This is a genomic window from Enterobacter sp. AG326 (genome assembly GCF_004362415.1).
In the GTDB taxonomy this organism is placed as follows: domain Bacteria; phylum Pseudomonadota; class Gammaproteobacteria; order Enterobacterales; family Enterobacteriaceae; genus Enterobacter; species Enterobacter asburiae.
This window is the reverse complement of sequence record NZ_SNXG01000004.1, coordinates 131313-144818: the sequence shown is the minus strand read 5'-3', so window position 1 is coordinate 144818 and position 13506 is coordinate 131313. Positions and strand designations below refer to the sequence as shown.

General features: G+C 56.5%; 12 protein-coding genes and 1 riboswitch. Of the genes, 2 read left to right on the top strand and 10 right to left on the bottom strand.

What is annotated here, in order from left to right; translation table 11 throughout:
- Positions 1–26: 26 nt before the first annotated feature.
- From thiQ to sgrR, 4 genes are all read right to left on the bottom strand, one after another.
- Complete coding sequence (gene thiQ, locus DFO52_RS15065) at positions 27–728, bottom strand: thiamine ABC transporter ATP-binding protein ThiQ (RefSeq protein WP_133550679.1); 702 nt, start codon at positions 726–728, stop codon at positions 27–29.
- Positions 712–2322 (bottom strand): thiamine/thiamine pyrophosphate ABC transporter permease ThiP, encoded by a 1611-nt coding sequence (gene thiP / locus DFO52_RS15060; RefSeq protein WP_133550678.1) that lies wholly within the window; start codon positions 2320–2322, stop codon positions 712–714. The genes thiQ and thiP overlap by 17 nt, the downstream gene beginning before the upstream one ends.
- Positions 2298–3281 (bottom strand): thiamine ABC transporter substrate binding subunit, encoded by a 984-nt coding sequence (thiB, locus tag DFO52_RS15055; RefSeq protein ID WP_133550677.1) that lies wholly within the window; start codon positions 3279–3281, stop codon positions 2298–2300. The genes thiP and thiB overlap by 25 nt, the downstream gene beginning before the upstream one ends.
- Positions 3282–3312: 31 nt before the next feature.
- Positions 3313–3413: riboswitch (TPP riboswitch) on the bottom strand.
- Between the two features lie 36 nt (positions 3414–3449).
- Positions 3450–5105: an HTH-type transcriptional regulator SgrR gene (gene sgrR, locus DFO52_RS15050; protein ID WP_133550676.1), complete on the bottom strand. Its 1656-nt coding sequence runs from the start codon at positions 5103–5105 to the stop codon at positions 3450–3452.
- 88 nt (positions 5106–5193) lie between these two features.
- Here sgrR and sgrT point away from each other — a divergent pair, with 88 nt between their 5' ends.
- Positions 5194–5346: a glucose uptake inhibitor SgrT gene (sgrT, locus tag DFO52_RS15045; RefSeq protein ID WP_032665133.1), complete on the top strand. Its 153-nt coding sequence runs from the start codon at positions 5194–5196 to the stop codon at positions 5344–5346.
- Between the two features lie 119 nt (positions 5347–5465).
- Complete coding sequence (locus DFO52_RS15040; RefSeq protein WP_133550675.1) at positions 5466–6644, top strand: sugar efflux transporter; 1179 nt, start codon at positions 5466–5468, stop codon at positions 6642–6644.
- A 48-nt stretch (positions 6645–6692) separates the two neighbouring features.
- Here DFO52_RS15040 and DFO52_RS15035 read toward each other — a convergent pair whose 3' ends face one another.
- From DFO52_RS15035 to leuA, 6 genes are all read right to left on the bottom strand, one after another.
- A complete protein-coding gene (locus DFO52_RS15035) occupies positions 6693–7274 on the bottom strand; it encodes a cytochrome b/b6 domain-containing protein (protein WP_029741217.1) in 582 nt (193 codons plus the stop codon).
- A gap of 106 nt (positions 7275–7380) precedes the next feature.
- Positions 7381–8271, bottom strand: a complete 891-nt coding sequence (locus DFO52_RS15030) for a cation diffusion facilitator family transporter (protein WP_054829514.1) — start codon at positions 8269–8271, stop codon at positions 7381–7383.
- Positions 8272–8433: 162 nt separating this feature from the next.
- A complete protein-coding gene (gene leuD / locus DFO52_RS15025; protein WP_029741219.1) occupies positions 8434–9039 on the bottom strand; it encodes a 3-isopropylmalate dehydratase small subunit in 606 nt (201 codons plus the stop codon).
- A gap of 10 nt (positions 9040–9049) precedes the next feature.
- Entirely contained in the window at positions 9050–10450 is a 1401-nt protein-coding gene (gene leuC, locus DFO52_RS15020) for a 3-isopropylmalate dehydratase large subunit (RefSeq protein ID WP_133550674.1), read from the bottom strand.
- A gap of 2 nt (positions 10451–10452) precedes the next feature.
- Complete coding sequence (gene leuB, locus DFO52_RS15015; RefSeq protein WP_047060144.1) at positions 10453–11544, bottom strand: 3-isopropylmalate dehydrogenase; 1092 nt, start codon at positions 11542–11544, stop codon at positions 10453–10455.
- A complete protein-coding gene (leuA, locus tag DFO52_RS15010) occupies positions 11544–13115 on the bottom strand; it encodes a 2-isopropylmalate synthase (protein WP_133550673.1) in 1572 nt (523 codons plus the stop codon). Before leuA ends, leuB begins: the two co-directional genes overlap by 1 nt.
- Positions 13116–13506: the final 391 nt, after the last annotated feature.

The following is a 13506-nucleotide window of genomic DNA, read 5'->3' as shown; positions in this document are numbered from 1 at the left end:
CGTGGGAGAGGGCCAGGGTGAGGGCATCAGACGGCACGAATGCCCAACAGCGAAGACGCCCCCGCTTTACCACTCAGCAGTTCTTCTGTTTTTCCATCCCACAAAATACGCCCTTCGGCAATCACCACCGATCGCGGCGCGATGCGAGCGGCATCCTCAATACTGTGCGACACCATCAGCATCGTCAGCTGCTGGCGCTGGCAGACGTCCTGCACCAGCGCCAGCATCTCCTGGCGCAGTGCGGGATCGAGCGCCGAGAATGGCTCATCCAGCAGCAGGATCGGCTGCTCGCGGACCAGACATCGCGCCAGCGCCACGCGCTGACGCTGACCGCCGGAAAGCTCGCCCGGCAGCCTGTCGATGAACTCGTTGATCCCCATCTGGGCGGCAATGATCTTCAGCTTCTGGCGCTGGGCATCGTTCAGCCTGAGTCCCGGATGCATTCCAAGCGCGATGTTTTGCCGCACCGTCAGGTGGGTAAACAGGTTGTTTTCCTGAAACAGCATGGAGACAGGACGTTTTGCGGGCGGCGTGTGGGTATGGTCTTGATTGTTAATGACGATCGCGCCGCTTGCCGGCTGCAGAAAACCCGCAATCAGATTAAGCAGCGTGCTTTTTCCCGCGCCGCTTGGGCCAAGCACGGCGATCGTCTCCCCCTGACGCACGGAGAGCGTGAAGCGCATCGGCAGATGCTGGTAAAGCCAGGTTACATCAGTCAGTTTTAACATCACGCCCCGGAAGTTTTTCGATAACGGTAAATAAGGCAAAGCACAGCAGCAGCAGTAACAGCGCGGTGACCGCGCCGTCCTGACTGCGATAAGAGCCGATCTGCTGATAGAGCCAGTATGGCAGCGTGCGGAAATCGTCATTGCCAAAGAGAGCCACCACGCCAAAATCCCCAATCGACAGCACGCAGGCAAACGCCAGCGCCTGCGCCAGCGGGCGTTTTAGCGCGCGCAGTTCGACCACCTTCAGCCGCTGCCAGCCCTGCATGCCCAGCGACTGGCACAGCAAACCGTAGCGGCTGTTGACGTCGCGCATCGGGTTTTCCAGCACTTTGAGCGCGTAGGGAATGGCCATCAGGGCGTTGGTGAAAATCACGATGCCATCGGCCCTTTCCGGCAGGCCGATGGTGCTGTTGAACAGTAAAAAGAAGCCCGTCGCCAGCACGATGCCCGGCATCGCCAGAATCAGCATGCCCGTCAGCTCCAGCGCCTGTCCGGCCTTTTGGGCCTGCCGCGCGTAGAGTTCGCGGCTGCTCCACAGCAGCATCATGGTCAGCATGACGCACAGTAACCCTGCCGCCAGCGCGATACGCAGCGAGGTCCAGGTCGCCTGCCAGAGGACGGGCTGTTGCAGGACGGATATAAGATTGAGGTTCAGTCCGTCAACGATAACGGCCATCAGCGGCGGCAGCAGTAGCAGAAGCGCCAGCGCGATCAGGATAAAATCGGTGACGCGACTGTGCAGGCTGTCCTGCGGATCGCGCCAGCCGGTTATTTGATTGCTGCCTGGGGGAATGGCTTTACTCAGCCGCTGGCTCAACAGCACCAGCACAAGGCAGCACGCCATCTGCACCATCGCCAGCAGCGCGGCGCGACCGGGATCGTAGTCGTAACTCAGCGCCTGGTAAATCGCCAGCTCAATGGTGGTGGCCTGCGGCCCGCCGCCGAGCGACAGCACGGTGGCAAAGCTGGCAAAGCAGAGCATAAAGATTAACGCCGCGACGGGCGGGATCTGGCGGCGCAGCCACGGCCATTCGACAAAGCGGAAGAACGACACGCCGCGCATGCCGAGCTGGGCAGCAATCTGGCGCTGTTCGCCGGGAATATTCTCCAGCGCCTGCAAAAAGAGGCGCGTTGCCATCGGCATATTGAAAAACACGTGCGCCAGCAGAATGCCCTGCAGGCCGTAAGGAGAGAATGACCATTCCAGACCAAGCTGGCCGCACAGCGAAGCCAGCCAGCCCTGACGACCGTAAACGCTCAGAATACCAAATACCGCCACCAGCACGGGCAGGATCAGCGTCATGGCGCACAGGCGCAGCAGTGCCAGCCTGCCGGGAAAACGCCGCCGATACAGGGCGCGCGCAAGAAAAATAGCCGGGAGCACCGACAGCAGGGCTGAGAAAGACGCCTGCCAGAAGGAGAACCGGATAACGTGCCAGAGGTAGCTGTCGTGCCAGAGGGCAAGCAGGTCGCTCTCTGGCGCGTTGAACCACAGTGCAAGAAAAGCCCCCAGGCTGACCACCACCATCACTGTGGCGGCGAGCAGCCCGGGAAGTAACCAGCCGGGAATCAACGGCTGACGGCGCGTTGCCATTCACTTACCCATGCTGCACGCTGCGCGGCGACCTGCTGCGGCGAAAACTCCAGCGAGGTGTTTGGTTTGGTCAACTGCTCGAAACCTGCGGGCAGGGTAACGTTAGTGACCGGATACATCCAGTTACCAGCCGGGATGGCATTCTGGAACCCCGGTGAAATCATAAACTTCAGGAACTTCTCTGCCAGCTCCGGCTGTTTGCTGGCGGCGGTACGCGCGGCGACTTCCACCTGCAGATAGTGCCCTTCAGCAAAATTAGCCGCAGCATAGTTATCTTTCTTCTCGGCGATAATGTGGTAGGCCGGAGAGGTGGTATAACTCAGCACCAGGTCGCTTTCGCCTTTCAGGAACAGGCCATAGGCTTCGCTCCAGCCCTTGGTCACGGTGACGGTTTTGGCGGCCAGTTTCTGCCACGCTTCCGGCGCTTTATCCCCGTAGACCTTTTGCATCCACAGCAGCAGGCCCAGGCCCGGCGTGCTGGTGCGCGGATCTTCATAAATCACGCGCCATTTCTGGTCACTTTCGACCAGCTCTTTCAGGCTCTTCGGCGGGTTTTTCAGCTTATTTTTGTCGTAAACAAAAGCAAAGTAGCCGTAGTCGAACGGCACAAAGGTGTCGTTTTTCCAGCCGCCCGGCACGTTAACGGCATCTGCCGCGACGCCGCTTTTGGCAAACAGTTTGGTTTGCGAGGCGGCTTCCAGCAGGTTGTTATCCAGCCCGAGCACCACGTCGGCCTTGCTGTTTTTTCCTTCCATGCGCAGACGGTTGAGCAGCGAAACGCCATCTTCCAGCGCCACGAACTTCAGCTCGCAGTTACAGTCCGCTTCAAAGGCTTTTTTAACCACAGGGCCAGGGCCCCAGTCGGCAGAGAAGGAGTCATAGGTGTAGACCGTCAGGACGGGCTTGGCAAAAGCAGGCAGCGCAAACAGCGCCAGCAGGGGGAGAACTTTTTTTAACACTTTGCACCTCAAAGTTGAGTGGCAAAGGATTTTGAGCGACAGCCTCAAATCCCTTCGCCGGCGTTATCCGGATCAGGTTCGACGGGTATTATCTCAGCGCACATCTGTGATGCAGCACCCCGTTGAGAACGGCGCTATTGTAATGATTTGGTGAATATTACGAAAGCGTTATGGCTCCGGCGGCGCAAACCAGGCGGATTTAAAATCAAACCAGCCCAGGGTATTCATCCGCAGGCCGCGCATGCTGCGCTGGCCCTGGATCATCAGCCAGTGGTGGATCAACGGTACGATCGCCTGCTCTGCCAGCAGCTGCTGGCACCACGCTGCAAGATTCATTTCGCCCGCGCGCCACTGGGCGGCGTCCTGCTGCCAGTCACGGTCGATGCAGTGCTGGATCAGCGGGACTTCATACAGATGCGAGAAAAGGGAAAAATCGAGCGGCAGGGTAAAGTTGGCGCTGTTGAGCCAGATATCACTGGCGATCTCCCCCTGATGCCATTCGTCATAGTCCACTTCCCTGACCTCTAACCTGACCCCCTCGGCTGCCAGCAGCCGGGTCATGATTCTGGCGATAAAACGATGCTCCACGTGCTCGCGGTAGTAGGTCAGGGTGATGGACTCCAGCCCTGCGGGTTTGTCGCAGTGAACCGGGCGGGCGTGGTGCCAGCGCGGCAGCAGGCCGTACGCCGGGAACCAGTATGTCTGGTACTGCTCTTCCGCATGGTAAATCAGATTGGAAGGGGACAAAACGTGGCTGATCCACTTGCGGACGGCCTGGTTTGCCCCGCGGTGGGTGCGGCGGTCAAACAGGAGATAGTAACATCCCTCCTCGAGGCGACTCTCCACGGCCTTTTCTCCCGTGGTGGGGCCTTCAAGCGTTAGCCCGCAGCTCAGGTCTTCATTGAGATCCGGTAATACCCAGACGTTCACTTCGTCGATCAGCGCCCGATAGCCAAAGTAGTCATCGAACGCGCGGATTTTCAGCTGGTTGCTGTTATTGCGGGACACGGAATAGGGCCCGGTGCCAATCGGCAGGCTGGCAAAGTTGTTCATTGATTCCCACTCGCCGGGCAAAATCATCGACGGCACGTAGCCCAGCAGCCAGGGAAGCCATTTATCCTGCTGCGACAGCTCAATATCCAGGGTCCAGGCCGTGGGCGAGTGGACGCGGGAGATATGCGAGTAGAGCGGGAGCTTGCGGGCACGTTCCAGAGAGGCGATGACGTCGTGCATTTCCAGCTCGCGGCCGTGGTGAAAGTGGATGCCGGGGCGTAAAAAGAAGCGCCAGTGGCGCGGGGAAAGCTGCTGCCAGTGGTGCGCGATATCCGCTTCCAGTTCCCCGTTTTCCTCATTTATGCGCGTCAGGCCGCTGAAGATTTGCCGGGCCATATGAGTTTCTGAGCGGCGTAAGGCCGTGCCGGGCAACAGATTTTTCATCGGACGGTAGTAGAGCACCCGCAGAATGTGTCGGCCCTGACGAAAGCTGCGCCCGAGATGGGAAACCAGCATCTGGCGCACGGCGGCTTTGTCGCCCACCAGCTGTACCAGCTGATCGATGCGGTCCTGCTCCAGCAGGTCTTCCGCGCGCTGCTGCTGCAGCGCCAGCCCGGTATAGAGGAAAGTCAGCCGCGAGCGTTTGCCGCGTCCCGCCTCCGCTTCCCAGCTTAACCAACCCTGCTGCTGCATGGTGTTGAGCAGCGTGCGCATATGGCGGCGGGAACAGCTAAGCAGGTCAGCCAGCTCGTTGAGCGTGGTCTCCTGCGATTGCCCCTCGCAGCACTGCCAGAGGCGGATAAACTGTTGTTGCAGACGACCGGAAGGCATAAAAGGGGAACTCCTGACAAAAAACCAGCAATTTATTTATCCCTATATTAGGCCAATAATTCTCCTCGATGAAGCGAGGAGGTAAATTATGAAGAGGTCTACCGCACGTCAGTTTTATCAGCAGTACTTTTCAGCGACAAAGGGATCGTCCTGGCTGGCCCGCCGGTGTGCAGAGCAACGGCTGAAAACGTTAGAAGAATTGATGCAGTGGGACGTTACAGCCCCGACCTCTTCCCGCTAACTCGCCTCGATCATGTGTGACTGAGTATTGGTGCTTATCACCCGCCAGCAAAATGTTTTTGCTGGCTTTTTTCGTTTACTATTCACCCAATTTCGATTCGCTTTCACAAGGACTTGCGCATGCTGTGGTTGATGACGATGGGGCGACGCCTGAACGGCGTGTATGCCGCTTTTATGCTGGTGGCCTTTATGATGGGCGTGGCGGGGGCGCTGCAGGCGCCGACGCTGAGCCTGTTTCTCAGCCGCGAGGTGGGGGCGCAGCCGTTTTGGGTCGGCCTGTTTTACACCGTTAACGCCATTGCCGGGATCCTGGTCAGCCTCGCGCTGGCGAAACGATCGGACAGCCAGGGCGATCGCCGCAGGCTGATCCTCTTTTGCTGCGCCATGGCCGTGGGTAACGCGCTGCTCTTTGCCTTCAACCGTCATTATCTGACGCTCATTACCTGCGGCGTGCTGCTGGCGTCGCTGGCGAACACCGCCATGCCGCAGCTGTTCGCGCTGGCCCGTGAATATGCGGATAACTCGGCGCGTGAAGTGGTGATGTTCAGCTCGGTGATGCGCGCCCAGCTTTCGCTGGCGTGGGTCATTGGCCCGCCGCTGGCCTTCATGCTGGCGTTGAACTACGGCTTTACCACCATGTTTTCCATCGCCGCCGGGATTTTTGTCATCAGCCTGGTGCTGGTTGCCTTCGCGCTGCCGTCCGTGGCGCGCGTCGAACAAACGACGGATAAACCTGTCACCGAGGTGAGCGGCTGGCAGGACAAAAACGTCCGCATGCTGTTTATTGCCTCCACGCTGATGTGGACCTGCAACACCATGTACATCATCGATATGCCGCTGTGGATCAGCAGCGATCTGGGCCTTCCGGACAAGCTTGCGGGGATCTTGATGGGAACTGCCGCCGGGCTGGAAATCCCGGCAATGATTCTGGCGGGTTACTACGTTAAGCGGTTTGGAAAGCGCAGGATGATGATCGTCGCCGTGGCGGCCGGGGTGCTGTTCTACGCGGGGCTGATCCTTTTCCATTCGCGGGAAGCGTTGCTGGCGCTGCAGCTGTTTAACGCCGTGTTTATTGGGATTGTTGCCGGGATCGGCATGCTCTGGTTTCAGGATCTCATGCCCGGTCGTGCCGGCTCGGCGACCACGCTTTTTACCAACAGCATTTCAACCGGGGTGATTCTGGCGGGCGTTATTCAGGGGGGGCTGGCGCAAAGCTATGGGCATGCGTCTGTCTACTGGATGATTGCGGCGCTATCCGTCGTGACGCTTCTGCTGACCTGCCGCGTAAAAGACGTGTGATCGGATGAACGAAACGGAGCCCGGGAACGCCGGGCCCTGCGAACCGTTTTATTCTGAATACTGATATTTACGCTGCGCGCGTAGCGTCAGGTACATATGAACGAGGCCCATGAAGCCGTGTGCCCAGAAATATGTCTCAATAAAGACCGTCAGGAATTTATGCAAATCTAAGACGGATTCCGTGACGGACGAAACCGGCCCGAGCGTGGCGTTCAGCACGAACCAGGCCGCGCCGCAGAGTGCAACGCCCAGCAGCGCCAGCACGCCCAGACCTTGCACCGTTGCCGCCATACCGCCGGCATGCGCGTCAGGAAGCTGACGCTGCGCGAGGGTGCGAATATCGTCAACAATTCCGCGAAAATCCAGCGCCAGCCAGGCGAAGTAATACTTAAATCCGCGCTGGGTTAACATCCATGCCATCATGGCAATCCCACAAAAAATTAAACCAAATCCGGAGATAACATGGATCCAGGTGACGATTCCGTTCAGCCCTGATTCGTGGAGGGCTTCACTTTCGGTGAAATTAGAATTGATAATCTGGGCCAGGACCAGTACGGCCACGAGAATGTGCAGTATTCGAAGAAAAGGCGTTTCTTTATGGGGAAGCGTATCGCGTAATGTTGGGTTCATCGCTTTTTACCTCAATAATGAGAGTGCTGATACGATGCAGTGTGACGCAGATTAATTAACGAAACCTTAACGATCGGTTGCGTCACACTGTATTTATGCGTTTCGATTAGTGGGATGGATCAATATGCGTCATCACATTCAGCACATTGAATTTTTGCATCACATTATTTCTGGCATTAACGGCAATCTGATGTCCTTCTTTTACGCTTAATTCGCCGTTTACTTCCAGATGAACATCGACAAGGGCTAAATCGCCCATCTTGCGGGTTTTTAAATCATGGAGTCCGGTGACGCCCTCGGTTGCGAGAAGACACGTTTTGATGTCGTGCTCCAGCTCGGGCTCAAGCGAACGGTCCATCAGATCGTGCAGGGCATCGGCAGAAAATTTGTAACCCATGTGGGCGATGAATACTCCGACAATCAGGGCCGCAATAAGGTCCATCGCGTGAAAACCCACTAAATTCCCGGCAATGCCGATGGCGACAACCACTGACGACGCTGCGTCAGAACGGGCATGCCAGGCATTGGCTATCAGCAGCGAGGACTGAATACGTTTTCCCGTGGCAAACATGTATCTGAACAAGCTTTCCTTTACCACCAGCGCCAGAATCGCCACCCACAACGCGGCCCCTTTCACCAGCTGATGCGTCTCGGGGTGAAGCAGTTTATTGCCTGCGGACCAGAGCATCCCGACCCCCACAAGCAGCAGAATAGCGCCAATAATGAGCTTTGCACCGTTTTCGAAACGCAGATGACCGTAATGATGATCGATATCAGAAGCTTTCTGACTCTTTTTATTCGCAACCAGAACGACAAAGTCGGAGGATAAATCGGAAAGAGAATGAATCCCATCAGCAATTAAACCCTGTGAGCCGGAGAATATTCCTGCAACTATCTGAAAGGCGGTGAGTAAACTATTTATTATCACGCTTACTAATGTGCATTTATGTATTTCCCGAGAACGGATATGAGACTCATTGCCATTTTTCTTTTCCATGATTATTTCCGCTGCCAGCTGATTGAGCGGTTATTCTGCGCAGGAAACATTAAATTGACATTAAATATAACGTCATTATTGGCTGGGTTTGGGGAGTATTTACAGAAGGAGGCGGATATCGGGATAAAACGCGGCCTGCAGAATGGACTGCAGGCCGGAGGATTATTTCATAAATGCGGGTTGTTTGTTTTCGTAAGTGGCAATCGCCGCTTCGTGCTGAAGAGTTAAACCAATGCTGTCCAGACCATTCAGCATGCAGTGACGGCGGAAGGCATCAATGCTGAAGCTGTAGGTCTTATCACCGGCTTTCACCACTTCCGCTTCCAGATCCACTTCAAACGAAATGCCCGGATTCGCCTTAACCAGCGCGAACAGCTCATCGACCTGTTCATCGCTCAGCGTGACGGGCAGCAGCTGGTTATTGAAGCTGTTACCGTAAAAAATATCCGCGAAGCTTGGGGCAATGACCACTTTGAAGCCGTAGTCGGTGAGCGCCCACGGCGCGTGCTCACGGGATGAGCCGCAGCCAAAGTTTTCGCGTGCCAGCAAAATGGAGGCGCCTTTATATTCCGGGAAGTTCAGAACGAATTCCGGATTAGGGACTTCTCCCTTATCGTCCAGGAAACGCCAGTCGTTAAACAGATGTGCGCCGAAACCGGTACGCGTTACTTTCTGCAGAAACTGTTTAGGAATAATAGCGTCAGTGTCGACGTTAGCGGCGTCCAGCGGGACAACACGGCCCGTATGTTGGGTAAATTTCTCTGCCATGATTGTCTCCTTATTTCAGGCTGCGAATATCGGCGAAATGGCCGGTGACTGCCGCAGCGGCGGCCATTGCCGGACTGACCAGATGGGTGCGCCCACCGCGGCCCTGACGGCCTTCAAAGTTACGGTTGCTGGTGGAGGCGCAGCGCTCGCCCGGATTCAGGCGATCGTTGTTCATGGCCAGACACATGGAGCAGCCGGGCAGGCGCCACTCGAAGCCCGCTTCGATAAAGATCTTATCCAGACCTTCGGCTTCTGCCTGGGCTTTCACCGGACCGGAGCCAGGTACCACCAGCGCCTGCACGCCTGGTGCCACTTTGCGGCCTTTGGCAATCTCGGCGGCGGCACGCAAATCCTCGATACGGGAGTTGGTGCAGGAACCGATAAAGACTTTATCAATGGTGACATCGGTCAACGGCACGCCGGGCTTCAGCCCCATATAGGCCAGCGCTTTTTCGGCACTGGCGCGTTCGACCGGATCGGTAAAGGATGCCGGGTCCGGTATATTGTCGTTAACGGAAATGACCTGGCCCGGGTTGGTGCCCCAGGTCACCTGAGGCGCAATCTCTTCAGCCTGCAGCGTGACGACGGTGTCAAAGGTTGCCCCATCGTCGGTTTTCAGGGTTTTCCAGTACGCTACCGCGTCGTCAAAATCCTGACCTTTCGGCGCGTGCAGACGACCCTTCACGTAGTTGAAGGTGGTTTCGTCCGGCGCGACCAGACCGGCTTTTGCGCCCATCTCAATGGCCATATTGCACAGGGTCATGCGCCCCTCCATGCTCAGCGCCTGGATGGCTTCCCCGCAGAACTCAACAACATGACCGGTGCCGCCCGCGCTGCCGGTTTTACCGATGATGGCCAGCACGATGTCTTTTGCGGTAATACCCGGTGCGGCTTTACCCTTCACTTCGATCTTCATGGTTTTGGCGCGGCCCTGTTTCAGGGTCTGCGTTGCCAGCACATGTTCCACTTCGGAAGTGCCAATCCCGAACGCCAGGGCGCCAAACGCGCCGTGGGTCGCGGTATGGGAGTCACCGCAGACGATGGTCATGCCCGGCAGGGTGATCCCTTGCTCAGGCCCCATCACGTGGACGATGCCCTGGTACGGATGGTTGAGGTCGTACAGCTCAACGCCAAATTCATTGCAGTTCTTAATCAGCTCCTGCATCTGGATACGCGCCATCTCACCCGAGGCATTGATGTCTTTGGTCTGGGTGGATACGTTGTGATCCATCGTCGCGAAGGTTTTACCCGGCTGACGTACCGGGCGCTTGTGCGCGCGCAGGCCGTCAAATGCCTGAGGAGAGGTCACTTCGTGCACCAGGTGGCGGTCAATGTACAGCAGCGGGGTTTCGTTTGGCGCTTCGTACACAACGTGCGCATTAAACAACTTTTCATATAACGTCTTAGCCATGATTACACCCCTTCAGCGACATAGCGGGCAATAATGTCGCCCATTTCATCGGTACTGACTGCTGCCGTGCCGCGTGCCAAATCGCCGGTACGGACGCCTTCTTCTAACGCCCGGTTAATGGCGTTTTCAATTGCGGTTGCTGCCTCGCCTGCATCCAGGCTGTAGCGCAGCAGCAGGGCCAGGGAGAGGATCTGCGCAATCGGGTTGGCAATGTTTTTGCCTGCGATATCCGGCGCGGAGCCGCCCGCAGGCTCGTACAGCCCAAAGCCTTCTTCATTCAGGCTTGCGGAGGGCAGCATGCCCATTGAGCCGGTGATCATCGCGCACTCGTCAGAGAGAATATCGCCGAACAGGTTGGAGCACAGCAGCACGTCAAACTGGGACGGATCTTTAATCAGCTGCATGGTCGCGTTGTCGATGTACATGTGCGACAGCGCGACGTCCGGGTACTGCTTAGCAACTTCACTGACGATCTCGCGCCACAAAATGGAAGACTGCAGCACGTTCGCTTTATCAATGGAGGTCACTTTATGGCGGCGTTTGCGCGCCGACTCGAACGCGATGTGGGCGATACGTTCGATTTCGAAACGGTGATACACCTCGGTGTCGAACGCTTTCTCGTGTTGTCCGCTGCCTTCGCGGCCTTTTGGCTGACCGAAGTAGATCCCGCCGGTCAGTTCACGCACGCACAGAATGTCGAAACCGTTGGCGGCGATATCCGCGCGCAGCGGGCAGAACTCTTCCAGACCCTGATACAGCTTCGCCGGACGCAGGTTACTGAACAGCTTGAAATGTTTACGCAGCGGCAGCAGCGCGCCGCGCTCTGGCTGCTCTGCCGGCGGCAGGTGTTCCCATTTCGGGCCACCGACGGAACCAAACAGCACGGCATCGGCATTTTCGCAGCCTTCCACGGTCGCTTTTGGCAGCGGCGTACCGTGGTTATCAATCGCAATACCGCCCACGTCGTAGTGGCTGGTGGTGATTTTCATCGCAAAACGCGCGCGAACGGCTTCCAGTACTTTCAGCGCCTGTGCCATCACTTCCGGACCAATACCGTCGCCCGGCAACACAGCAATATGGTAATTCTTCGACATTACACGGTTTCCTTGTTGTTCTCTTTATTCTGAGCTTTGCGTTGCAACTCTTTTTCGACTTCGGCGGCGCGCCAGATGTTGTTCAGAACATGCACCATCGCTTTCGCGGAGGATTCAACGATATCGGTCGCCAGGCCCACGCCGTGGAAGCGGCGGCCATTGTGGGTAACAACAATGTCGACCTGACCCAGTGCATCTTTGCCGTGGCCCTTGGCCGTCAGGTCATACTTCACCAGCTCAACGTCGTACTCGGTGACGCGATTAATCGCCTGGTAGATGGCATCGACAGGGCCGTTACCGTTAGCGGCCTCTGCTTTAATTTCCTCCCCGCAAGCCAGTTTGACCGAGGCGGTGGCGATGTCGCTGGAGCCGGACTGCACGTTGAAGTAATCCAGACGGAAGTGCTCAGGCTCTTCCTGCTGCTTGTTAATAAAGGCCAGCGCTTCCAGGTCATAGTCGAACACTTGACCTTTTTTGTCGGCCAGCTTCAGGAAGGCGTCGTACAGCTGATCCATGTTGTAATCACTGTCCTTATAACCCATCTCTTCCATACGATGTTTAACCGCGGCGCGGCCGGAACGGGAGGTCAGGTTCAATTGCACCTGATTCAGGCCGATGGATTCCGGGGTCATGATTTCGTAGTTTTCACGATTCTTCAGGACACCATCCTGGTGAATACCGGAGGAGTGCGCGAAGGCGCCGGTGCCGACAATCGCTTTGTTGGCCGGAATCGGCATGTTGCAAATCTGGCTGACGGTCTGGCTGGTGCGCCAGATTTCGTTGTGATTGATGCGGGTGTGCACGTCCATGATGTCTTTGCGCACTTTGATCGCCATGATCACTTCTTCCAGCGAACAGTTCCCCGCGCGTTCGCCGATACCGTTCATCGCGCCTTCTACCTGACGTGCGCCAGCGTGGACGGCGGCGATGGCATTGCCGACGGCCAGACCCAAGTCATCGTGGGTGTGGACGGAGATAATTGCTTTATCAATATTCGGCACGCGGTCATACAGGCCGGTGATGATGTTGGAGAACTCAAACGGCATGGTGTAGCCGACGGTGTCCGGAATGTTGATGGTTTTCGCGCCCGCGTTGATGGCGGCTTCCACAACGCGCGCCAGGTCTTCGATTGGCGTACGGCCCGCATCTTCACAGGAGAATTCAACGTCATCGGTATAGTTACGTGCGCGCTTAACCATGTAAACCGCGCGCTCAATCACCTCATCCAGCGTGCTGCGCAATTTGGTTGCGATGTGCATGGGCGAGGTGGCAATAAAGGTGTGGATACGGAACGCTTCGGCGACCTTCAGTGACTCGGCGGCGACGTCGATGTCTTTCTCTACGCAGCGCGCCAGGGCACAGACGCGGCTGTTTTTAATGGTGCGCGCAATGGTCTGTACGGATTCGAAATCACCCGGGGAAGAGACAGGGAAACCGACCTCCATCACGTCGACACCCATACGTTCGAGAGCCAGCGCGATCTGCAGTTTCTCTTTTACACTCAGGCTTGCCTGTAATGCCTGTTCACCGTCACGTAAAGTAGTATCGAAAATAATGACTTGCTGGCTCATGGGTTAGGTCCTTGTCAGTCTTAGGGCGCCTTGCTACGAGCATAAAAAAACCCGCGCAGTGGCGCGGGTTTTTAGTCTTACTGGTGACGATTCAACGCTGAATTTCGCCCGCCAGTCTACCGCGCACAGTGGATGCGTTTAGTAGTAGTAGACCGGTGAAACGAATGGTGCGTGTCATGAATCGTGCTCCGTTAAATTCAATATGCTTTTAGTGGTACTGGATACGGCTGTTCATGTCAACCCCTGAGGATGAAAACGGGCCCGACAGAAGGAATCAACAGGATATTCACTTTAGCTAATTGTGCTGGTTTTAGCTTTACTGACCAAACTAATTGTCTAATTTTGGACTTAAAAAAAGAGTTGCAGAAACAAATAAAAATAATTGTTTAAA